At 64.7% G+C, this 21,781-nt stretch carries 25 protein-coding genes; 9 read left to right on the top strand and 16 right to left on the bottom strand.

Annotation, left to right across the window (positions count from 1 at the left end; translation table 11 throughout):
• Nucleotides 1-14: 14 nt before the first annotated feature.
• The 3 genes from AC0L3P_RS27570 to AC0L3P_RS27560 are packed head-to-tail and all read right to left on the bottom strand — an operon-like array spanning nucleotide 15 to nucleotide 3,831.
• A complete protein-coding gene (locus AC0L3P_RS27570; protein WP_473306780.1) occupies nucleotides 15-1,115 on the bottom strand; it encodes a nickel/cobalt transporter in 1,101 nt (366 codons plus the stop codon).
• Nucleotides 1,112-1,750, bottom strand: coding sequence for a DUF1007 family protein (locus tag AC0L3P_RS27565; protein WP_354208326.1), 639 nt, complete (start codon nucleotides 1,748-1,750; stop codon nucleotides 1,112-1,114). The genes AC0L3P_RS27570 and AC0L3P_RS27565 overlap by 4 nt, the downstream gene beginning before the upstream one ends.
• A complete protein-coding gene (locus AC0L3P_RS27560; RefSeq protein WP_354208327.1) occupies nucleotides 1,750-3,831 on the bottom strand; it encodes a M3 family metallopeptidase in 2,082 nt (693 codons plus the stop codon). The genes AC0L3P_RS27565 and AC0L3P_RS27560 overlap by 1 nt, the downstream gene beginning before the upstream one ends.
• A 135-nt stretch (nucleotides 3,832-3,966) precedes the next feature.
• On the opposite strand from AC0L3P_RS27560, the gene AC0L3P_RS27555 reads away from it, so the two are divergent.
• From AC0L3P_RS27555 to AC0L3P_RS27535, 5 genes are all read left to right on the top strand, one after another.
• Nucleotides 3,967-4,221: a hypothetical protein gene (locus tag AC0L3P_RS27555; protein WP_007597166.1), complete on the top strand. Its 255-nt coding sequence runs from the start codon at nucleotides 3,967-3,969 to the stop codon at nucleotides 4,219-4,221.
• A gap of 665 nt (nucleotides 4,222-4,886) precedes the next feature.
• Nucleotides 4,887-6,029 carry a type III PLP-dependent enzyme gene (locus AC0L3P_RS27550; protein ID WP_018453321.1) on the top strand — a complete coding sequence of 381 codons (1,143 nt, stop codon included), beginning with the start codon at nucleotides 4,887-4,889 and terminating at the stop codon, nucleotides 6,027-6,029.
• A 132-nt stretch (nucleotides 6,030-6,161) separates the two neighbouring features.
• Nucleotides 6,162-6,749: a GNAT family N-acetyltransferase gene (locus tag AC0L3P_RS27545; protein WP_473306776.1), complete on the top strand. Its 588-nt coding sequence runs from the start codon at nucleotides 6,162-6,164 to the stop codon at nucleotides 6,747-6,749.
• Between the two features lie 144 nt (nucleotides 6,750-6,893).
• Complete coding sequence (locus AC0L3P_RS27540) at nucleotides 6,894-7,283, top strand: RidA family protein (RefSeq protein WP_354208329.1); 390 nt, start codon at nucleotides 6,894-6,896, stop codon at nucleotides 7,281-7,283.
• A gap of 44 nt (nucleotides 7,284-7,327) precedes the next feature.
• The gene (locus tag AC0L3P_RS27535; RefSeq protein WP_473306772.1) at nucleotides 7,328-8,770 is read left to right on the top strand and encodes a homospermidine synthase; all 1,443 of its coding nucleotides are present in this window, start codon (nucleotides 7,328-7,330) and stop codon (nucleotides 8,768-8,770) included.
• Nucleotides 8,771-8,905: 135 nt separating this feature from the next.
• Here the strand turns inward: AC0L3P_RS27535 and AC0L3P_RS27530 are convergent, their stop codons facing one another.
• The 11 genes from AC0L3P_RS27530 to AC0L3P_RS27480 all read right to left on the bottom strand — a co-directional run bounded on the left by AC0L3P_RS27530 (nucleotide 8,906) and on the right by AC0L3P_RS27480 (nucleotide 16,992).
• Nucleotides 8,906-9,241: a hypothetical protein gene (locus AC0L3P_RS27530; protein ID WP_354062005.1), complete on the bottom strand. Its 336-nt coding sequence runs from the start codon at nucleotides 9,239-9,241 to the stop codon at nucleotides 8,906-8,908.
• A gap of 100 nt (nucleotides 9,242-9,341) precedes the next feature.
• Nucleotides 9,342-10,058, bottom strand: a complete 717-nt coding sequence (locus AC0L3P_RS27525) for an MgtC/SapB family protein (RefSeq protein ID WP_275170990.1) — start codon at nucleotides 10,056-10,058, stop codon at nucleotides 9,342-9,344.
• A 30-nt stretch (nucleotides 10,059-10,088) separates the two neighbouring features.
• Nucleotides 10,089-11,108: a WD40 repeat domain-containing protein gene (locus AC0L3P_RS27520; RefSeq protein ID WP_354208367.1), complete on the bottom strand. Its 1,020-nt coding sequence runs from the start codon at nucleotides 11,106-11,108 to the stop codon at nucleotides 10,089-10,091.
• Nucleotides 11,108-12,157 carry a CobW family GTP-binding protein gene (locus AC0L3P_RS27515; protein ID WP_354208331.1) on the bottom strand — a complete coding sequence of 350 codons (1,050 nt, stop codon included), beginning with the start codon at nucleotides 12,155-12,157 and terminating at the stop codon, nucleotides 11,108-11,110. The genes AC0L3P_RS27520 and AC0L3P_RS27515 overlap by 1 nt, the downstream gene beginning before the upstream one ends.
• 54 nt (nucleotides 12,158-12,211) lie before the next feature.
• On the bottom strand, nucleotides 12,212-13,075 hold the full coding sequence (locus AC0L3P_RS27510; RefSeq protein ID WP_354208332.1) for a metal ABC transporter solute-binding protein, Zn/Mn family: 864 nt from the start codon (nucleotides 13,073-13,075) through the stop codon (nucleotides 12,212-12,214).
• A 5-nt stretch (nucleotides 13,076-13,080) separates the two neighbouring features.
• On the bottom strand, nucleotides 13,081-13,950 hold the full coding sequence (locus AC0L3P_RS27505; RefSeq protein WP_007597190.1) for a metal ABC transporter permease: 870 nt from the start codon (nucleotides 13,948-13,950) through the stop codon (nucleotides 13,081-13,083).
• A 6-nt stretch (nucleotides 13,951-13,956) separates the two neighbouring features.
• Nucleotides 13,957-14,712, bottom strand: a complete 756-nt coding sequence (locus tag AC0L3P_RS27500; protein WP_354208333.1) for a metal ABC transporter ATP-binding protein — start codon at nucleotides 14,710-14,712, stop codon at nucleotides 13,957-13,959.
• 2 nt (nucleotides 14,713-14,714) lie between these two features.
• Nucleotides 14,715-14,963, bottom strand: coding sequence for a hypothetical protein (locus AC0L3P_RS27495; RefSeq protein ID WP_473306766.1), 249 nt, complete (start codon nucleotides 14,961-14,963; stop codon nucleotides 14,715-14,717).
• 44 nt (nucleotides 14,964-15,007) lie between these two features.
• Nucleotides 15,008-15,508 carry a hypothetical protein gene (locus AC0L3P_RS27490; RefSeq protein ID WP_473306764.1) on the bottom strand — a complete coding sequence of 167 codons (501 nt, stop codon included), beginning with the start codon at nucleotides 15,506-15,508 and terminating at the stop codon, nucleotides 15,008-15,010.
• Nucleotides 15,505-16,116 carry a permease gene (locus AC0L3P_RS27485; protein WP_473306762.1) on the bottom strand — a complete coding sequence of 204 codons (612 nt, stop codon included), beginning with the start codon at nucleotides 16,114-16,116 and terminating at the stop codon, nucleotides 15,505-15,507. Before AC0L3P_RS27485 ends, AC0L3P_RS27490 begins: the two co-directional genes overlap by 4 nt.
• A 279-nt stretch (nucleotides 16,117-16,395) precedes the next feature.
• A complete protein-coding gene (locus AC0L3P_RS27480; protein ID WP_007597204.1) occupies nucleotides 16,396-16,992 on the bottom strand; it encodes a superoxide dismutase in 597 nt (198 codons plus the stop codon).
• Between the two features lie 237 nt (nucleotides 16,993-17,229).
• On the opposite strand from AC0L3P_RS27480, the gene AC0L3P_RS27475 reads away from it, so the two are divergent.
• From AC0L3P_RS27475 to AC0L3P_RS27465, 3 genes are all read left to right on the top strand, one after another.
• Complete coding sequence (locus AC0L3P_RS27475) at nucleotides 17,230-17,757, top strand: GNAT family N-acetyltransferase (protein ID WP_473306760.1); 528 nt, start codon at nucleotides 17,230-17,232, stop codon at nucleotides 17,755-17,757.
• A gap of 82 nt (nucleotides 17,758-17,839) precedes the next feature.
• The gene (locus tag AC0L3P_RS27470) at nucleotides 17,840-19,225 is read left to right on the top strand and encodes an MATE family efflux transporter (RefSeq protein ID WP_354061251.1); all 1,386 of its coding nucleotides are present in this window, start codon (nucleotides 17,840-17,842) and stop codon (nucleotides 19,223-19,225) included.
• Between the two features lie 104 nt (nucleotides 19,226-19,329).
• Nucleotides 19,330-19,764: a DUF2147 domain-containing protein gene (locus AC0L3P_RS27465; RefSeq protein ID WP_354061249.1), complete on the top strand. Its 435-nt coding sequence runs from the start codon at nucleotides 19,330-19,332 to the stop codon at nucleotides 19,762-19,764.
• Between the two features lie 4 nt (nucleotides 19,765-19,768).
• Here AC0L3P_RS27465 and AC0L3P_RS27460 read toward each other — a convergent pair whose 3' ends face one another.
• On the bottom strand, nucleotides 19,769-20,908 hold the full coding sequence (locus tag AC0L3P_RS27460; RefSeq protein ID WP_473306755.1) for a DUF3095 domain-containing protein: 1,140 nt from the start codon (nucleotides 20,906-20,908) through the stop codon (nucleotides 19,769-19,771).
• Between the two features lie 224 nt (nucleotides 20,909-21,132).
• Here AC0L3P_RS27460 and AC0L3P_RS27455 point away from each other — a divergent pair, with 224 nt between their 5' ends.
• On the top strand, nucleotides 21,133-21,510 hold the full coding sequence (locus AC0L3P_RS27455) for a ribbon-helix-helix domain-containing protein (RefSeq protein WP_275170979.1): 378 nt from the start codon (nucleotides 21,133-21,135) through the stop codon (nucleotides 21,508-21,510).
• A gap of 4 nt (nucleotides 21,511-21,514) precedes the next feature.
• Here the strand turns inward: AC0L3P_RS27455 and AC0L3P_RS27450 are convergent, their stop codons facing one another.
• Entirely contained in the window at nucleotides 21,515-21,724 is a 210-nt protein-coding gene (locus AC0L3P_RS27450) for a hypothetical protein (RefSeq protein ID WP_354061243.1), read from the bottom strand.
• Nucleotides 21,725-21,781 lie beyond the last annotated feature (57 nt).

Here is a 21,781-nt window from a genome sequence, read left to right as displayed (position 1 = left end):
ACAACGCCTGCCGCTCAAAAACACGTCGTCCGTTCGGCCGCGATGTAACCCAACAACAGGCCCGCGCCGAACAGCAGCACGAGGCCGGCGGCGGCGAATTCGATGCCGCGCATGAACAGTGCGCCGCTGCCGTCGCGTCCGGCGCTCAGGCGGGCGGCGATGTCCTTTGCGGAGACGGCAATCACCGCGATGGCTGCGACCGTGATCGCGGTGCCAAGCCCCATCAGCAAGGTCGCGGCGATGCCGGCCCAGAACAGGCCCTGGGCCAGTGCGAACACCAGCACCAGGATCGCGCCCGAACAGGGACGGATGCCGACGGTGAGGATCGCGGCAAAGCCGCGTCCCCAGCCACCGGGGCCGGCGAGTTCGCTCGGCGTCGGGCCGTGGGAATGGCCGCAATGCTCGTCATGGATGTGATCATGCTGGTGGTGATGATGGGCGTGCGCGTGGTCGTGGGGACGATGATCGTGCGTATCGTGATGGTGCTGACCGTGATCATGATGGTCATGCGGCACGCCCGCGATCGCCGGCACCGGCTGTACCGCCTGGAGGGCACGGATGAAAGTGCGGCCCTTGACCCAGACCAGGCGCAGGCCGAACAGCGCGATCAGGGCGTAGCTGGCGATCTCGATCGCGCCTTCCGCCTTGCACATGGTCTTGGCGGTCGCATTCAGCACCCAGGCCGAGATACCGACGATCAGGATCGCCACCAGCGACTGCATCAGCGCGGAGGCAAACGACAGCACGATGCCGCGCCGGGCGGTCTCGCGATTGGCGACGAGATAGGAGGCGATCACCGCCTTGCCATGGCCGGGGCCGGCCGCGTGGAAGATGCCATAGGCGAACGAGATGAAGAGCAGCGTCCACACCGCCGAGCCGTCGGACTTCGCGGCGCGGATCGTCGCCGACATCTGGCGATAGAATTCCGATTGCTTGGCCAGCAACCAGCCGATGATGCCGCTGGCCTCGGGCTGGGCGGCTTGTGGCGAACGCGGCGCGCCGAACGGATTTTGCGCGAGGAGATCGTGGAGCGCCGCGTCGGCAACGGCAACGACGAGAAGAACGCCCGCGCAGACGGCGAGCCCGCGCCCGAGAGGCGTGAGTTTCGGCTTCAAGGACAATCCACCGTGATCTTGTTAGCGAACATCATGCCGAAATTCGAATTCTCGCCGTTCATGAAGGTCTGCTCGTTGAGCTTCTGGGCACTCGCGGTGCCGTCGCTCGGCCGGTCAAGTTTCATCTGGCAGCCGGCGGGCGCGCCAACCAGCTTGACCGGGTTGTCCTTGGCCATCTGGAAGTCGATGAAGAAGGAGCGGTCGAACACTTCGAGCATCAATTGCCTGGGCTTGACCGGGTTCTTAAGCGGCAGCGTGAAGTGCAGGGTCAGGACCGTATCCTTGTAGTCGAGGAAATAGTCGACCGGCTCCTGGAATCGCTCCTTCTTGCCGTCGGCTCGCGCGAAGGTGAAATAGGCATATTCCTTCAGCGACTCGACATTGGTCTGCGCCAGCGGCCCGAGCTCCTCGCGCGAATAGGTTCCCTTGGTCTTGCTCTCGAGCCCCTGCACCGCATAGGCGGAGAACATGTCGTCGAAGGTCCATGCATGGCGCACGCCGGTGATGGTGCCGTCGGGAGCGTAAAGCAGCTCGCTGGTCGCGGTGATCCAGACATGCGGATGCGCCCGCGCCGCGCCTGCCGCGAGCGACAGAGCGACGGCGAGCAGCAGTCCGAGAAGGGCGCGCATGCCCATCAGGCCGCCTTCGGGGTGTCGAGCAGGCCGCGGCGGCGCAAGAGCGCGTCGGGCTCCGGCGGCCGGCCGCGGAACGCCTCATAGGCGGCTTCCGGATCGACCGATCCGCCACTCGAGTAGATGTCGTCGTGCAAGCGCTTTGCGACGGCGGGATCGAAGATGTCGCCGGCTTCCTCGAACGCGCCGAAGGCGTCGGCATCCATCACCTCCGACCACATGTAGCTGTAATAGCCGGCCGCATAATGATCGCCGGTGAAGATGTGACCGAATTGCGTGGGACGGTGACGCAGCGATATCTCCTCGGGCATGCCGATCTTCTCCAGCTCGCGTCTCTCGAAGGCGCGGACATCCTGCGCGGCGGAGGCCGGCTGGGTGTGGAATTCGAGATCGATCAGCGCCGAGGAGACGAACTCGACGGTGGCAAAACCCTGGTTGAATTTTCGCGCAGCCAGGAACCGTTGCAGCAGATCGTCCGGCAGCGGCTCGCCGGTCTGATAATGGCGCGCGAACTGCTGCAGCACCTCCGGCCGCTCCTGCCAATGCTCGTAGAGCTGCGAGGGCAATTCGACGAAGTCGGTGAACACGGAGGTGCCCGACAGCGAGGGATAGGTCACGTTGGAAAGCATGCCGTGCAGGCCGTGGCCGAACTCGTGGAACAGGGTGCGGGCGTCGTCGGGCGACAGCAGCGAGGGTTCCCCATCCGCGCCCTTGGAGAAGTTGCAGATGTTGAGGATCAGCGGCGCGACCTCGCCGTCGAGCTTCTGCTGGTCGCGCAGCGAGGTCATCCAGGCGCCGGAGCGCTTCGACGGCCTGGCGAAGTAGTCGCCATAGAACAGCGCCTTGTGCTTGCCGTCCCGCCCCTTCATCTCCCAGACCCGGACGTCGGGATGCCAGACCGGCACATCCTTGCGCTCTTCGAAGGTGACGCCGAACAGGCGCGTGGCGCAGTCGAAGGCGGCGGCGATCATGTGGTCGAGCGCGAGATACGGTTTGATCGCGGCGTCGTCGAAATTGGCGCGCTGAAGGCGCAGCTTTTCGGCATAAAAGCGCCAGTCCCAGGGGGCCAGCTTGAAATTGCCGCCCTCCTCCGTGATCAGCGTCTGCATGTCGTCGCGGTCGGCGAGCGCCCGCGCCCGGGCGGGCTTCCAGACCCGCTCCAGAAGGCCGCGCACAGCTTCCGGCGTCTTGGCCATGGAATCCTCGAGCCGGTAGGCCGCGAAGGTCGGGTAGCCCAGGAGATTGGCGCTCTCTTCGCGCAGCTTCAGGACCTCGACGATGGTCGCGTTGTTGTCGTTGGCATTGCCGTTGTCGCCGCGCGCGGTGAAAGCCTTGTAGACCTTCTCGCGGAGGTCACGCCGGGCCGAGCTCTTCAGGAACTGTTCGACCGAGGAGCGCGACAGCGTGACGATGGCCTTGCCGGCCATGCCGCGTTCTTCCGCCGCAGCCTTGGCGCTGGCGACAAAACTCTCCGGCAGGCCCTGGCGGTCGGCTTCGCCGAGCTCCATGAACCATTCCTGCTCGTCGCCGAGCAGATGATGACTGAAGCTGGTGCCGAGCTGGGCGAGCCTCTCGTTGATCTCCGCCATCCGCGTCTTGGCCTCTTCGGAGAGGCCCGCGCCGGAGCGGTGGAAGCGGGTGTAGGTACGCTCGAGCAGGCGGAGCTGTTCCGGTGTCAGACCGAGATTGGCGCGGTTCTCGTGCAGCTGGGCGATGCGGCCAAACAGCACGGCGTTCATCATGATCGGATTCCAGTGCCGCGCCATCCGCAAGGAAACCTCCTTGTCGATCTCCAGGATGGCCGGGTTGGAATGCGCCGAGACGAGGTCGTAAAAGACTGACGCGACCTTGCTGAGCAGCTTGCCCGAGCGCTCCAGCGCCGTGATGGTGTTGGCGAAGTCGGCCGCGGTCGGGTCGTTGGTGATCGCGGCGATCTCGGCAGAGTGGTCCGCGAAGGCCTGCTCGAAGGCCGGCAGGAAGTGCTCCGGCTTGATCTCGTCGAAGGGCGGGGTCGCAAATGGCGTCACCCACGCCTTCAGCAGCGGGTTGGTCTCGGAGTCCGTAGTTTGGCGGGGTTCTGACATTACAAGTCCCGATTTGTGGCTCGATTGTTGCGGCCAGCTATAGCACGCGATGGGGCTTTTTTGGGCCATTTGCCCTTGCTCCCGGCTGCCTTTTCGGGGAGATTGCGGCCCTTCAAGCCTAGGACCCCTGAGCTCATGAACGCGACTTCCTCCTCTTCTCGTCGGATCGTCTGGCCGAGCGTCATCACCGTCATCAGCGCCGCCATCCTGATCGGCGCCGAGGTGTTCGGCGCGGCGTTTGCCGGCGGCTGGGCGCTCGCGATCCTGTTCGGGCTGGGCGAGCAGGGCACGCACATCCTTCAGGCCGCGCTGTTCGCGCTCGGCGTGCTCGTGATGACTGCCTTCATCCGCGCCGCTCAGCGCGTCGAGCCGTTCACGAAGCGCGGCTGAAGCGCGCGCGCGAGAGACACGCGCGCTGAAAACTTAACGCGCGTTCATCTTCCGGGTCGCTCGCGCAACACTGCGCAAGCAGATGTTAGGCAATTCTGTTCGCAGTCTAAAAAATCTCTTGCGAAGCAGAGTCAAAACACTTATGTGCGGATTGCCCAATTTCGCACGTGCCTGTGGTCGTGTGTCAGTCGGTAGGTATCCGGACAAGAGGCCGGACAGCCGCCAAGGGGTGAAGAAGCCGAGGGGCTCTTCGGAAGTGTGGAAGTCGGAAGGCTCATAGCCGGAAGACGAAAGCAAACCCGGAGTGTCCAGCATCTCTCTCAAAGGGATGCCTTGTCGAAGGTGACTTTGCTCTTTGCAACCGTGACTGGCAGCCGGAGGCGAACCGGCGCACCCCGCTCTCAACGGGGGACGCGACTTAAAGCAACGACGGATCGGGCTTTTTTGGTCTCTACCGGCAGTCCAACGCCGGCGCGGGCTACTGAAAAGGCTTGTCCTTCATTGCCAGGTGTGCGGGCGGGAACATTCCCAACCAATCCACGGCAGCACTGTCTGATCTGAGTCTTTGGCTCGTCGCGCCTCCATCGCGTGATCTGGCCGGAGCGCTCTTATCCGACGTCATTTTTTGAACGGATCCCCGTCGCTGGGCCGTTTGGGAGAGTGCTATGACTGACCGTATCCAGGAATTCCTGCGCAACCGCCGCAGCGAGGGCCTCGACACCGAACCGTGCCTCGTCGTCGACCTCGAAGTCGTGCGCGACAATTACCAGACCTTTGCCAAGGCGCTGCCCGACAGCCGCGTGTTCTATGCCGTCAAGGCGAACCCGGCGCCGGAAGTGCTGGCTTTGCTCGCCTCCATGGGCTCCTGCTTCGACACCGCGACGGTCGCCGAGATCGAGATGGCGCTGGCCGCCGGTGCGACGCCCGACCGCATCTCCTTCGGCAACACGATCAAGAAGGAGCGCGATATCGCGCGCGCCTTCGCGCTCGGCATTCGGCTGTTCGCGGTCGATTGCGCCGCGGAAGTCGAGAAGGTCGCCCGTGCCGCTCCCGGCGCAAAGGTGTTCTGCCGCATCCTCTATGACTGCGCTGGCGCCGAATGGCCGCTGTCGCGCAAGTTCGGCTGCGATCCGGAGATGGCCGTCGACGTGCTCGACGTTGCCAAGCGTCTGGGCTTGGAGCCGTGCGGCATCTCCTTCCATGTCGGGTCGCAGCAGCGCAAGGTGAAGGCGTGGGACCGTGCGTTGGCGATGGCCTCGCAGGTGTTCCGCGACTGCGCCGAGCGCGGCATCAACCTGACCATGGTCAACATGGGCGGCGGTTTCCCGACCAAGTACCTGAAGGACGTGCCGCCGGTGGTGACCTACGGGCGCTCGATCTTCCGCGCGCTGCGCAAGCACTTCGGCAACCAGATTCCGGAGACCATCATCGAGCCGGGCCGCGGCATGGTGGGCAACGCCGGCATCATCGAATCCGAGGTCGTGCTCATCTCGAAGAAGAGCGATGAGGACGAGGTGCGCTGGGTCTATCTGGACATCGGCAAGTTCGGCGGTCTCGCCGAGACCATGGACGAGTCGATCCGTTACGCCATCCGCACCCCGCATGACGGCGCGGACATGACGCCGTGCGTGCTCGCTGGGCCAACCTGCGACAGCGCCGACGTGCTGTACGAGAAGAACCCGTATCCGCTTCCGGTGACGCTCGAGATCGGCGACAAGCTGCTGATCGAAGGCACCGGAGCCTATACGTCGACCTACTCGGCGGTGGCGTTCAACGGCATCCCGCCGCTGAAGACCTACCACATCTGATCGCCTCTCTTTCCGAGGCCTGACGAACCCGGGAGCCGGCTTGCCGGCTCCCTCCCTGACATTTCGATTTCTGACGACGCCTTGGACCGGCGTGCTTTGCGCACGTCGGTTTCAAGCGGGGACTGACGCGCCATGACTGCTCTTCGGAAGACACAGGTTGAACCCACCTCGAAAGCCGCTCCGTTCGCGATCCGTGCGGAGCGTGCTGGCGACGTTGCGATGCGTGAAGCGCTGCTCGATGCGTCCTTTGGCGAGAACCGCCATGGCCGCACCTGTCAGCGCCTGCGCGACGGACGCGCACCCGCCGCCGGCCTTGCGCTGGCCGCGATGCGCGAGGGGAAGCTCGTGGGAACCGTGCGGCTGTGGCACGTCAGCGCCGGAGGCAGGCCCGCTCTGGTCCTCGGACCGCTGGCGGTGGACCCTGCCTGCCGCGAGCTCGGGATCGGCGCCGCGCTGATGCAACAAGCGCTGGCTGCCGCCCGGGCGCGCGGGCATGCCGCCGTGATCCTGCTCGGTGATGCCCCTTATTACGCCCGCTTCGGCTTCTCGCCTGAGAAGACCGGCGAGCTGTCGCTGCCCGGCCCGTTCGAGCGCGACCGCCTGCTGGCGATCGAATTCCATGCCGACGCACTGGATGACGCCGCCGGGATGATTGTCCCGACCGGCGCAGCCTTGCCCAAACGGAGGGTAGTTCGCGCCCTCCAGGCGCACGCGGCGTAAGAGATCGCCATGATGGCGACGACCGAGCCGCGTTAAGCGGCAACGCCCGGCTGGGCCTGCGTTAAGCTCCATTCCTTTGGGGTTGCGCAGGCCGGCAAATTGCCCGTAAACCCCACGAATTCCTCTTCAGTCGAGGCCACGACCATATCCCGCCGCCTGATTTCCACCGGCTCCCCGTTCGAGAAGACCGCCGGCTACAGCCGCGCCGTGATCGACGGCGAGTTCGCCTTCGTCGCGGGCACCACCGGCTACGACTACACCACGATGACGATGCCGGCCGATGTCACGAGCCAGTCACGCAACTGCTTCAAGACCATCGAAGCTGCCCTGAAGGAGGGCGGTTTCGAGATGGCCGATATCGTCCGTGCGACCTACTACGTCACCGACGCCAGCACCATCGATGCCCATTTCGCCGTCTGCGGCGAGGTTCTCGGCAACATCAGGCCGGCCGCGACCTTGCTGGTCGTCAGCGCCCTCGCCAAGCCCGAGATGAAGGTCGAGATCGAAGTCACCGCCAAGCGCCGCAGCGCCTGATCCACCCACCCTTTGCCGCCAGCACGTTCCGGAGAAACCATCCCATGAGCCCCGCCTCGCAGATCTACGCGAAGATTACCGGTCCCATCGTCATGGTCGGCTTCGGCTCCATCGGCAAAGGCACGTTGCCGCTGATCGAGCGGCATCTCGACTACGACAAGTCGCGGATCACCGTGATCGATCCCAAGGACGAGGGTCGCAAGGCGCATTGCGAGAAGCACAATGTGCGCTTCATCCAGAAGGCAGTGACCAGGGACAATTATCGGGAGCTGCTGACCCCGCTGCTCACCGAAGGCGGCGGCCAGGGCTTTTGCGTCAATCTCTCGGTCGATACCGGCTCCACCGACATCATGGAGCTCTGCAACGAGCTCGGCGCTCTCTATATCGACACCGTCAACGAGCCCTGGCTCGGCTTCTATTTCGATTCGTCGAAGGGCCCGGAAGCCCGCTCCAACTACGCTCTTCGCGAAGCGACGCTGGCCGCCAAGAAGGCGCGCCCCGCGGGCTCGACGACGGCCGTCTCCTGCTGCGGCGCCAATCCCGGCATGGTCTCGTTTTTCGTCAAGCAGGCGCTGCTCAACGTCGCCGCCGACCTGAAGCTCAATGCCCCCAAGCCGAAGACCAAAGCCGAATGGGCGGACTTGATGCGACAGGCCGGCATCAAGGGCATCCACATCGCTGAACGCGACACCCAGCGCTCCAAGAAGCCGAAAGAGCCGGATGTCTTCGTCAACACCTGGTCGGTGGAAGGTTTCCTGTCGGAAGGCGTGCAGCCATCAGAACTCGGCTGGGGCACCCACGAAAAATGGATGCCCGAGAATGCGCGGACTCACGAAGCCGGCTGCGGCGCTGCCATCTATCTGATGCAGCCCGGCGCCAACACGCGCGTGCGCACCTGGTGCCCGACCCGCGGCGCGCAGTATGGCTTCCTCGTCACCCACAACGAGTCGATCTCGATCGCCGATTACTTCACGGTGCGCGATGCATCGGGCACCGCGGTCTACCGGCCGACCTGCCACTACGCCTATCATCCCGCTGATGACGCCGTGCTGTCGCTGCATGAAATGTTCGGCCGCGCCGCGAAGATGCAGGAGAAGCATCACATCCTCGACGAGAACGAGATCGTCGACGGCATCGACGAACTCGGCGTGCTGCTGTTCGGCCATGACAACAATGCCTACTGGTACGGCTCGCAGCTCTCCATCGAAGAGACCCGCAAGCTCGCGCCCTATCAGAACGCCACCGGCCTGCAGGTGACCTCCGCCGTGCTCGGCGGCATGGTGTGGGCACTGGAAAACCCGAACGAAGGCATTGTCGAAGCCGACGAGATGGATTTCGATCGCCTGCTGGAGATCCAGCTGCCCTATCTCGGCCCGGTGAAGGGTTTTTACACCGACTGGACGCCGCTGACGGATCGTCCGGGGCTGTTTCCGGAGGATATCGACACGAGCGATGCCTGGCAGTTCCGGAACGTTCTGGTGCGTTGAGAGCCGTCACCCAACTCTCCGCTCGTCATTCCGGGGCGCGCCACTTGGCGCTAGCCCGGAATCCATCAGGCGACAGAATCCGCTGACAAATGGATTCCGGGGTCGCGCTACGCGCGCCCCGGAATGACAGGGGACCTACTTCCTCTCGATCGGCGGCGCGATCTTCTCGGCTGGCGCTGGCGGCAATGCTGGTTTTGCCGCGCCGGCGGCGCCTTGCGTCTGCGGATCGGGCCGCGCCGGCTCTGGGGCCGGCGTGGTCGGCCGGTCGCCGCCGGGCTTGGCTTCCGCGGGCTTGTTCTGATCGTCGGACGGCGTGCCCTGAAGCGGTTGCGTCGCCTGGGCCGTCTGCATCCGGGTCTCGGCGCGGATTTGCGCCAGCGACAGGCCTGACACCACGACGCCGGCTGCGAACAGCGTGCAGGCAACCATCAGGTCGAGCTTCAGTCTGCGCTTGTCATATTGGCCGGGCATGTCGATCACCGCCTTTGTCCGCGAGATCAACGAAATCGCCCGGCTACGGTTCCCTGCCTGCGACGTTGGGAACCCGACACCTGCGCGCCAATCGCCACGCTCAATCCGTGGTGCTGACTTCCCAGGTGGCGTGGCGGACGCCGGGCAGATGCTGGAGATCAGTCGCCACTGCATTCAGCTCATTCGGATCGACGGCGGTCGCGACCAGCTTTGCCACGATCTCGATCAGATCGTCCCCAGTTTCGACCATTTCGATGTCGGCCACCAGATATTTTGCGCTCTCAAGCTTCTCGACCAGCCGGTCACGCATGTCGGGCAAGGCGTCCGGTGCGACCGCGAGCTTGAAGTAGTAGGTCGCCTCGGAGGTCTTCTCGTTCAGCGGAATGCGGTTGATGGCGTTGACCAGCGGCCGCAGCATGGTGTTGCCGGCAATCACGAACACCGTCAGCGCCGCGGCCTGCGCGACCATGTCTGCGCCGGCGCAGGAGCCGACCGCGGCCGAAGCCCACAGCGTCGCCGCGGTATTGAGCCCGCGCACGTCCATGCCCTGCTTCATGATGACGCCGGCGCCGAGAAAGCCGATGCCCGAGACGACGTAGGAGATCACCCGCACCGCGCCGTCGGCGCCGGCCAGGTGCATGGCGAGATCGACGAAAGCGGCGGCGCCGACCGCGACCAGCACGTTGGTACGCAGGCCCGCGGTGCGCTGACGATATTGCCGCTCAGCGCCGATCAGCGTGCCCAGCACGAAGGCCGTGAACAGGCTGACCAGCGTGTCCGCAAAATCAGCGATCTGGAAGGTCGTCAGAAACCGCATGGCCCCATCTACGGTCGGAACGATGACAGATTAAAGCTCCAGCAGGCCGCCGTCCCCATTTTCGTCGGCGAACGCCAGCAGCGTCCCCTTGGCGTTCCAGGCGAGCGCGGCCACCGGCGGGGTGCCATTGCGGCGGACAAGGATCTCGGCACCGTCCTCCAGACGCACCATCAGGACGGTGCCGTCGCTATAGCCGGCGGCGGAGATGTCGTTCCTGGGATGGCAGGCAACGACCGACACGCGCGCCTGGAGCGGCGCAAGCATCGCGGGCTCCTTGCCCATCGGGCCGTCCTTGCTGGCGAACGGCCACAGGATGACCGTGTCGGCGCCCGAGGTCGCCAGCGCCTTGCCGCCCGCGCTCCACGACATCGAGCGAACGCGGCCGGGATAGCCGGTCATGCGCATGTGCCTGTTGTCGGCAAGCCGCCAGCCGTGCAGCGCCGATTCGTGCATCGTGGTGACCAGGAATTTGTTGTCCGGGCTGAAGGTGACGCCGAGATGCGAGCCGGCCCAAGGCAGGAATTCGGCCGATCCCGCCATGTTGGGAAACCACAGCGTCGCGCCGTTGTAATGGGCGATCGCGAGACGCTGGCCCTTCGGCGCAAACGCGAGGCCGCCGACGGTCGAGGGCACATCGAGCGACTTCTCCTCGCTCTTGCCGCTCTTGAAGAAGGCGGTCTTGCCGGCCGACCAGGCGTAGGCCCCATCCGGATGCAGCGCCACCGCATCGATCCAACGCCGCTTCGGGTCAGTCGCAAGCAGCGTCACTTCGCCCTTGGCGTCGAGCGACACGACTTTTCCATCGTCGCCGCCCATCACGAGGCGCTTGCCGTCGGAGGCCGCCGACAGAATGCCGCCGCTGTGCACGGCGACCTTGCTGATCTCGCCCTGGCCATCCACGAACGCGACATTCTCCTCGCCGCCGACGAAGGCGGCGCGGCTGCCAAGGAAATGCACGGAGGTCACAACCATCCCGAGCGCGAGCGGCTTGACGCGCTCGGTGACGGAGACGATCGAGGCGGAATCGGGGTCCGGCGTAAACTCTTTCATCACGAGACGATGCAGCTCTCGAAGCCCTGGCGAATGAGCTCTTGCGGCAATTCGCGGCCGATGAAGACGAGGCGGCTCTCGCGCGGCTCGCCGTCCTTCCACTTTCGCTGGTGGTTGCCCTCCAGCATCATGTGCACGCCCTGAAAGACGTAGCGGTCATCATCGTCGTGGAAGGCGAGAATGCCCTTGGAGCGCAGGATCTTGCCGCCCTCCACCTGCACCAGATTCTGGAGCCAGGGCATGAACACGTTCGGATCGAGCGGCTTGTCGGTTTTGAGCGACAGCGACTGCATGTCCTCGTCGTGATAGTGCTTCAGGCCGTGGCCGTGATCATGATCGTGGTGATGGTCGTGGCCATGATGGTGATGATCGTGGTCGTGGACATGATCGTCGGCATTCAGGAAGTCCGGCTCGATGTCGAGGATGCGGTCGAGGTCGAAGGCGCCGCGGTCGAGCACGTCGGCCAAAGCCACCGAGCAGCGCTCGGTGCGGTGCAGCTTCGCATAGGGGTTGATAGCGCGGATGCGGGCCTCGACCTCGGCAAGCTCACCCTTGGTGACGAGATCGGTCTTGTTCAGCACGATGACGTCGGCAAAGGCGATCTGGTTCTTGGCCTCGGGCGCGTCCTTGAGGCGATCGGACAGCCATTTGGCGTCCGCAACCGTGACCACCGCGTCGAGGCGCGCGTTCTTCTGCACGTCCTCGTCGACGAAGAAGGTCTGGGCGACCGGTGCCGGATCGGCAAGACCGGTAGTCTCGACGATGATGGCGTCGAACTTGCCCTTGCGCTTCATCAGGCCTTCCATGATACGCACGAGATCGCCGCGCACGGTGCAGCAGATGCAGCCGTTGTTCATCTCGAACACTTCCTCATCGGCCCCGATGATGAGGTCGTTGTCGATGCCGATCTCGCCGAATTCGTTGACGATGACGGCGTACTTCTTGCCATGGTTTTCCGACAGGATGCGGTTCAACAGCGTGGTCTTGCCGGCGCCGAGATAGCCGGTCAGGACGGTCACGGGAATTTTTGGGGCGGTCACTTCAGACATAACAACTCCGGACTTCGGGCTTTTCGCGCGACGCGAGGCGGGGTGGCCCCTGCCCTAATGGTCAAGCGCGCTGGTCAGGGTCTTTATATTGTGCCTGACCATATCAATGTAAGTGGGTGCAGGCCCCTTTTCGCCGGTCAAACCGTCCGAAATCAGGGTCCCGCCGACTTTTGAGCCGGTCTCCGCCGCGATCCGCCGGATCAGCCGGTCGTCGCTGATATTTTCCAGGAACACGGCTGGGATTTTCTGGGCCTTGATCTGGCCGATGATGGTGGCGATGTCCCGCGCGCTGGGCTCGGTTTCCGTGGAGACGCCCAAGGGCGCGATGAACTGGACGCCGTATTCAGCGGCGAAATAGCCGAAGGCGTCATGGGTCGAGATTACCTTGCGCCGCTCCTGCGGGATTTTGGCCACGGCTTCGCGGACCTCGCGGTCGAGCGTTTCGAGCTTTTCCAGATAGACCTTGGCCTGGGCGCGGAAGAACTTCGCGTCGTCAGGGTCGGCCGCGGCCAGCGCATTCGCGATGTCGGTGACGTAGACCTTCGCGTTGAGGACGGACTGCCAGCCATGCGGGTCGGCGGCAGAGCCGAGCTTGAGCGGTGCGATGCCGGCGCTCGCGGTGACCACATGCGCCTTGCTGCCCGAGGACTGCACGAGGCGCGGCAGCCAACCCTCGAGACCAAGTCCGTTCACAACGACGAGCTTTGCGTCCGCGATCCGCTTCGCATCGCTGGGCGCGGGCGTGTAGACGTGGACGTCGCTGTCGGCCCCGACCAGCGTCGTCAGATTGATCCGGTCGCCGCCGACATTGCGGACGAAGTCGGCGAGGATCGAGAAACTCGCGACGACCTTCAGCTGCTCCGCGGCGTGCAAGGGCGAGGCGATGAGCAAGAGCACACAAAGCAGGATGCGCCGCATCGCTGTCACGCTTCCAGATGCCGGCCGGGAAACAGCTGCCTGACGACGCCGCCGACCCGGCCGAACAGGACGGAGACGGTGTAGAGCGCGCTCGCCACCAGAATGATCGCAGGGCCCGACGGCACACGGGTCTGGAACGACAGCACGAGACCTGCATAGCCGGAGACGGCGGCAGCGACGACCGCGATGCAGATCATGACGGTAAGATCGCGCGACCAGAACCGCGCGATGCCGGCCGGCAGGATCATCAGGCCGACCGCGAGCAGCGTGCCGAGCGCCTGAAAGCCGTTGACGAGGTTGATCACGACCAGCGCGAGGAAAGCGAGATGCGCAGGCCCGCCAGCCCGGCTCACGGTGCGCAAGAACAAGGGATCGACGCTCTCGATCACCAGCGGACGGTAGATCACTGCGAGCACCAGCAGCGTCACCGTGGCGTTGAAAGCGACGACCAGCAGCGTCTGGTCGTCCATCGCCAGAATATTGCCGAACAGCACGTGCAGCAGGTCGATATTGGTGCCCTTGATCGAGACGATGGTCACCCCCAGCGCCAGCGATGCCAGATAGAAGGTCGCGAGCGAGGCGTCCTCCTTCAGCCCGGTCGAGCGCGCGACGAGGCCTGCGAGGATTGCGACGGCAAAACCTGCGATTAGGCCGCCGGCCGTCATCGCGAACAGATTGAGACCGGAAAGCAGGAAACCGACAGCGGCGCCGGGAAGGATTGCATGCGCCATGGCGTCGCCGACCAGGCTCATCCGTCGCAACATCAGGAACACGCCGATCGGCGCACCCGCGAGCGAGAGCGCGATCACGGCCGCCAGCGCACGTCGCATGAACTCGAATTCGGTGAACGGGCCGATCAGCGCGTCATAGAGCATCGGATATCAAGCCGCCCGTGAGCGGGCATCATCGGCCGAGCAGGCGGCGGCGCTGTCGTCGAAGGCTTCGCACATCCGCATCGCGACCATCAGGTTTTCCGGCGTCAGCACTTCCGCCGTCGGGCCCCACGCCACAGGGCCGCGCGCCAGCACCAGCGTCTCGCTGAAATGGGTGCGCACCATTTCCATGTCGTGCAGCGCGGCGAGCACGGTGCGGCCCTCGCCGTGCCAGTGCTTCACCAGTGCCAGCAGATCGGCCGTGGTCTTGCTGTCTATGGCGTTGAAGGGCTCGTCCAGCACGATCAGCCGCGCGTCCTGGAGCAGCACGCGCGCAAACAGCACGCGCTGCATCTGGCCGCCCGAGAGTGTGCCGATCGGACGGTTTTCGAAGCCGTTGAGGCCGACGGAAGCGATCGCGCGGAGGATGTTTTCGCGCGCCGCCTTGCCGATGCCGCCGAACAGGCCGGTCCCACGCCACAGCCCGGTGGCAACGAAGTCCAGCACCGAGATCGGGAAGCTGCGGTCGATCTCCGCACTCTGCGGCAGATAGGCGATATCGCGGCTGTCGAGCCCGCCGAGATGGATGCTGCCGTCGAGCGGCTTGAGGATGCCGACGATGCCACGCAGCAGCGTCGACTTGCCGGCGCCGTTCGGGCCGATCACGGCCAACAGCGCGCCCGGGGCGACCTCCCCGTTGAGGTGGTGCACGGCCGGATGGCGGTCATAGCCGAGCGTGACGTTGTGAAAATGCAGCGCCGCCATGGTCACCTCATCGCCAGGAAAACCACGGCCCAGAGCACGGCGCAGACCGCGAGCGCGGCCGCGAGGCGGGCGGCCATCGTCATGCGCAGGATCGACCAGTGCGCCGCCTGAGCCGGATGCGGAGAGGCCGCGGCGTGGACGTGTGCGTGGACGTGTGCGTGGATGTGATCGTGTCCGTGCGAATGCCCGTGGTCATTGAAATGGCCATGAGCGTGGTCGTGATGATGGGCTTGGGACGCGGCGGGAACCATACCGAAAACGTTATATTATAACATTACCCGTGTCCACGCTGGGCTCAGGGCCTGCCAATCACCATGGCGATGGCGGCGGCGACGAACGGGAACGGCACCGAAACCGCACAGCGGAACCAGACGAAACGGGCCGGCATGAACGGAATTTCCCACAAAATCACCCGTTGGAAGGCAAACAGCGCCCAGGCAACGACATAGGCGACCACTTGAGGCACCCCGCCGCCCGATTTCAGCGCTACCGTACCGATGGAGAACCCGATCACCGGGCCGCCGGGCGTCGCGGCCCCCGCGACCACGGCGGTCGCGACCCCGAGCCAGCCGCTGTCCGGGCCGAGCCAGCCGCTGATCACCTCCTGCGGGATGATGGCGGCGATGTAGCCGGAGCCGATCACCCCCAGCGCGATCCGCGGCACGATGTTGATGAAATCCATCGAGCCTTCGCGCAGCGAGGCCTTGAACACCGTTGGGCCGCGGCGAAAGGCGATCAAGCCCACGCCGAATACCGAGCCCCACAACAGGATGTCGATCAGAAGCGCGGCGCTCACGTCTCGTCGTCCTTGATGGCCGGCTTCGGATAAAGCCGGACATAGACGAAGCGGCCGAGCGCGCCTGCGAGCACCGGCAGCGGCAGCGAGATGACGATGCGCCACAGCGTGAAGTCGGTGCCCATGATCGGGATTTCCCAAGCCACCGCCCGGCCATAGCCGATCAAGGTCCAGCTCACGACCATGGCGATGGTGGCACCGAAATCGGCGCCGACCGCCAGCAGCGCACTCGCCACGGGATAGGCGGTGAAGGGACCGCCGGGCAGGATCGCGCCGAAGGCGGTGCCGATCAGAAGGCCTTTCAGGCCCGAATTCGGCCCGAGCGCGCGCGAGACTTTTTCGTGCGGCAGGATCTCGGAGATGAACGCGCCGAGCAGGCAACCGGCCAGCACGCGCGGCAGGATGCCGCCGAACAGCGAGAGATCGTGGGTCAGTATTTCGAGAACACCGTCGCTGCCGTCACGCCGCCAGACCAAACCCGCGCTCACCGCCACCAGCGCTGCAATGATGATGGTCGACCAGCCGATCGGCTTGCGCACGCGACCCGGCCGCGGCTCGGAATCCGCGTCCTCGGCGGGCGCGGTGTCTTTCGGGGAGGGTTCTGACAACGGGCGCGTTCGGCTCGAGGGTGATGCCCGTCCTGATTAAGGGCGCCGCAGATGCGATGCAAACAGTACGATGACTTGAGCGATGCGCACCTCGCGCAGGGCCATGCGAGGTGAAGTGCGAATTCCGCACAGCAAAAAGGCGGCCGCGCCTGCGACCGCCTTTTCGTTTATGTCATTCCGGGGCGGCAAAGCCGAAGCCGGAATCTCGAGATTCTCTGGTGCGGGAGCCCGCACCATAGTTCGATGATGCGCATCGTCCCGGAATGACGGAGTGAAGCCTCAGGCCTTGTCGAACAGGGACTCGACGTATTCCCAGTTCACGAGGTTCTCGACAAACGCCTTCAGATAGTCGGGACGGCGGTTGCGATAGTCGATGTAGTAGGAGTGCTCCCAGACGTCGCAGCCGAGGATCGGGGTGGCGCCGTGCACCAGCGGATTCTCGCCGTTCGGGGTCTTGGAAATCTCGAGCTTGCCGTTCTTGACCTGGAGCCAGCACCAGCCGGAGCCGAACTGGCCGACGCCGGCCGCCTGGAAGTCCGTCTTGAACTTCTCGAAGCCGCCGAGGTCCTCGTTGATCTTCTTCTCGATCTTGCCCGGCAGTTTGGTGCCGCCGCCATTGGGCTTCATCCAGCTCCAGAAATGGATGTGGTTGTAGTGCTGGCCGGCATTGTTGAACACCGCGGGGTTCTTGCCGAACGAGCCCTTGACGATCTCCTCAAGGGACTTGCCTTCCCATTCGGTGCCCTTGAGCGCGTTATTGCCGTTGGTGACATAGGCCTGATGATGCTTGTCGTGGTGGAATTCGAGCGTTTCCTTCGACATGAATTGCCCGAGGGCGTCATAGGCGTAGGGGAGTGGGGGCAGCGTAAAGGTCATGGGTGTTGTCCGCGACTGATGGGGGAACGAGACTTAACGGTCACCCCTTATAGAAGGTTCCGTGGCCGTTAAATACCGCGAATTTTCCAAAACGCTGGCGCGGCGGCTTGGCCGGATTGCATAAAATCGTCGCAAGGATGTGGGGCGTTTCAGCCGGGCCGCAAAATATCATTGCCTTTGAGGTGCTTATGGCAGAACGAAACGCACCGACGGCGCGGAGATGCGAAAGAGCGAGCGATGAGCATCGAGATCGACATTTTGAACGGCGACGCCTCGTGGCGGATGGCGGAGCCGCTGCATCAGGCGGTCTTCGGACCTGATATCGTCGGCAAGCAGCCCTGGGCTCACGTCAAATGGGCCAATGCCGATTTGCGCGTGCTGATCGAGACGCCCGAGGATGGTCTCGTCTGCCATGTCGGCATCTACTTCCGCACCGTCACCTGGAACGGGCAGAAGGTTCACATCGGCGGCATCGGCGGCGTCTGCACGCGGGAGGACCGGCGCGGCCGCGGCTATGCGACCATGGCGATCGACGCCGCAGTGCATACCATGCGCGCCAACGAGGCGGTCCGCTTCGCGCTGCTGTTCTGCGAACCGCATAATGTGGCGTTCTACCAGGGCCGCAGCTGGCTCCCCTTCAAGGGCGAGGTCTATTGCGAGCAGCCGGAGGGGCGGATCCGCTTCACCTACATGGCGCCCTATGTCTGCAATATCGTCAGCGCGCCGACGCTGGGCACCATCGACCTCTGCGGCCTGCCCTGGTGAGCCCTGCGTGAAGCGAGGCTGGTGCCGGCGCTCCACGCTATATAGTATGTCGAGCATCATCCAATATTCCGCGCGGTGACACATGACGATCGACGCCTCCATAGACGCCGTGCCGCCGCCTGCCCCGGTCACCTCCCCCATCGCCAGCTTGCTGACGGCACCGATCCTGCCGACGCTGCTGCGGCTCGCGATCCCCAACATGATCGCGATGGTCGGCAGCACGCTGGTTGCGATCGCCGAGACCTCCTATATCGGCCGGCTCGGCACCATCCCGCTGGCAGCGATCGCGCTGGTGTTTCCGTTCGCCATGCTGACCCAGATGATGAGCGCTGGCGCGATGGGCGGTGGCGTCTCGTCTGCGATCAGCCGTGCGCTCGGCGCAGGCGACCGGAACCGTGCGGCGACGCTGGCGCTGCATGCCGCCATCATCGGCCTCTGCGGCGGGCTTTTCTTCACGGTGACGATGCTCGTCTTCGGCCGCTCGTTCTTCACGCTGCTGGGCGGGCGCGAGCGCGTGCTCGAGGAAGCCAGCGGCTATTCGCAAATGCTGTTCTCCGGCGCGGTCGCGATCTGGCTCGTCAACACGCTGGCCTCGGTGATCCGCGGCACGGGCGACATGCGTCTGCCCTCGATGGCGCTGATCGGGACGAGCGTGCTCCAGATCGCGCTCGGCGGCACGCTGGGGCTCGGCCTGTTCGGTGTGCCGCAATTCGGCATGCCAGGTGTCGCTGCCGGGCAGTTGATCGCGTTCACCTGTGCTGCGATCTTTTTCCTCTGGTATCTCTGGTCCGGCCGCAGCCGGCTGCCGCTGGATTTCCGCGCCTTCCATTTCGATCGCGCGTTGTTCTTCGACATCCTCAAGGTCGGCGCGGTCGCCTGCCTGTCGCCGCTCCAGACCGTGCTTACCATTTTGATCTTCACCAAGATCCTGGCGACCTTCGGCACCGAGATGCTGGCCGGCTACGGCATCGGCTCGCGGCTGGAATTCTTGCTGATCCCGATCACCTTCGCCTTCGGTATCGCATCGGTGCCGATGGTCGGCATGGCGATGGGCGCCGGACAGGTGAAACGCGCGCGTCGCGTGGCCTGGACCGCGGCCGCGGCCTCGGGAATCACAGTCGGCCTGATCGGGCTCGTCATCGCGCTCGATCCGTCACTGTGGGTCTCGCTCTTCACCAGGGATCCCGGCGTTGCTGCCGCCGCGCACAGCTATTTCCACTGGGCAGGCCCGACCTTCGTGTTCTTCGGCATGGGCGTGTCGCTGTATTTCTCCTCGCAAGGCGCGGCGCGCGTCGGCGGTCCCGTGCTCGCCTCCACCGCGCGGCTACTGATCGTCGCGATCGGCGGAGGCACCCTCATGATGGCACAGGCTCCAGCCTGGACCCTGTTCGCGCTGGTCGGCGGCGCCATGGCGGTGTTCGGGCTTTCGACCGCAGGCTCGGTCGCCTTGGTGCGCTGGGGCAAATGAGCGCAGGTTACACGCAGGCAAATAAACGCAGGAATGTGATTCCATCCAGCGTTGCACTATCCTGCTGGGCTGCTATGGAGGCGCTCCATTTCGGGGCTCTCTCCATGACTTCAAGATTCGCTGCTCTCATCGTCCTTCTGGCTGCGCTCCTTGGAGCGACTGCCGCCCATGCGCAGAGCGTCGACGGGACCTGGCTGACCCAGGCCGGCGATGCCCGCGTCAAGATCAGCAAATGCGGCGGCGACATCTGCGGCAACGTCGTCTGGCTGCGTGAACCCCACGACACCGCGACCGGCCTGCCTGCCACCGACAGCAAGAATCCCAATCCCGCCCTCGCCAGGCGCCCGATGATCGGCTTGCCATTGTTCAGCGGCATGCAGCCTTCAGGGCCGAACAAATGGTCGGGCCAGATCTACAATGCCGACGACGGCAGCACCTATGCGAGCAGCGTGACGGTGACATCAGCGGATTCGCTGCGGGTCGAAGGCTGCGTTGGCGCGCTCTGCGGCGGCGAGACCTGGACGCGCGCGGGGCGCTAGCGCTTCACGCCATCATCGCCTTCAGCGCCGTCGCAGCCGAGGCGTAGCCACCCCGCGCGCCGTCGATGAAATGGACGTGGTCGCTGCGCAGCGGCGATGGGGTAAAGCAGGTCATCATCGCGGCGTCCTGCTGGTGGAGACCGTAGCGCACGATGCCGTCGCGCGCGGCAGTCGCGAGACGATCGCTGAGGGCGCGCTCGAGCTCCGGCGTACAGTCGAGGATCATGCGCAGGCCGTCGTCATATTTTCGGAAGTCGGAGTTCTCCACGACCTGCCGCGTATAGACCTTCGGCACGAAGCCGCCGACCTTGAGATCGAAGCGCATGATCAGATAGACGAAAAGCGTGTAGGCCAGCACCCGGGCGCGGCGTGCGAGCAGCGGACCCCCGCGCATGGTGCGCGCCTCATATTCCAGTCCCTGCGGCGGCCATGTCAGCGGCGGCCCTTGCGGCGGCACGGGCCGACCGGCGTCCGGGCTGCGCTCGACGAGATGGATGACGTCCTCGATCACCTTGCGGAAGACCCGCGGGTCGGCGCCCAGAGCCGGCATCACCAGCACCGACAAGATGAGGCCGCGCGCGGCCGGCATCACTTCGAAACGGCAGGACAGGCCGGAGAGATCGGGCTGCGTGCCCGCGGGCGCTTCCGCGACCGCGAACTCACCGCGCTTCATCGCCGCATCAGCCCAGGCGAGCCCGCCACCGGAGAACATCGCATAGGACAAATTGGCCGATGGACCGAAGCGCGCGACGCGCACGTCGAGGCCCTGAGCGCGGATAGCCCTGACCGGCACCAGCGCGACACGCATCGTCAGATCGAGATCCTCCCGCACCCAGGTCGCGGTCGCGGCCAGCGCTTCGTGCGCGCGGTTGAGATCACCCGGCGCGACCGCGAAACTCGCGCCGTCGCCGCCGAACACGAAGGGAAATTCGCGTCCCTCCAATGCGTTCGTCACCGCCGCGATCACGGCGGCACCGGCCATGTTCACCGCCTTGTAGCGCTGCGCCGCGATAGCCTTGGTGGAATCCACGATGTCGGCAACGCCGACGCTCCAGTCGTCGGGCAGCGGCGAATACAAAGCGGGGTCCATCAGGCTGGTGAAGCCGCGAAAGACCGGAATGCCGCTATAGAACGCTGATGTCATCGGATGATCCCGGATCGTTGGGACGCACGTCCAAAGAGACATACGTAGAAGAATCGATTCGGGTTCGCCGGGGCGCGCCCTTGCAACCATTGGCCGAAATAGACCCGGACAACAAGATGAGGGCGCGCTGCAATGCCACACAAGGTCATTGATCGGCATCAAACAGCTGCGCGCAAATGGCGTCTAGTCTCGATGATCTGACATGGTAGCGCGGGAACATCGACGTGTCCGACTCCGACAGGAAGGACCCCATCGCTCCGGTAAGCCGGCGCACCGGGCGTGATCCGATCAGCGCGGTGAAGATGCCGGAAAGCCTGACCGCGGCCGTCGATCATTGGGCCGAAACCCATCACCTGTCGCGCTCAGATGCCATCCGCACGCTGGTCGAGCTGGGCCTGAAGGTCGCGCCCCCGGCACTCCCGCCAGGGCACCCGCTCGCTTCGGATGCCACCAGGATCGAAGAGCTTGCGGTGCATGAACTCGAGGGACTGCTCGATCCTGCCCTGTCTGAAGACGAACGCGAGCGCCGGATCCGCCGCCTGACCGACGGCCCGCCGGAGTTCTCACACGAACGGATTGACCTGCCGAAGCACCGGACCTGAATGTCTAGTGCAGCTTCTCGTCCTGACGCTTGCGCAGCGCAGATGAGGGTACGTCGTGGCAGCCGACCAGACGCACAAATTTCTGCGGATACATTTCGTAACCGTGATCACCGGAATTCTGATGAGACATCGGCTCGCAGTGAACGGGCTGGCCGTGAACGTCGCTTTGCTGTGCGCGCTTTGCCGACGCCTTGCCCGGGTTCGAAGCGGTCATGGACTGCTCCCTATCGATTAGGGCAGATCGATTGACGTAAGCCAATCGATTGCGCGG

Source organism: Bradyrhizobium sp. WSM4874, assembly GCF_055811835.1.
This window is presented reverse-complemented; position numbering and strand designations above follow the sequence as displayed.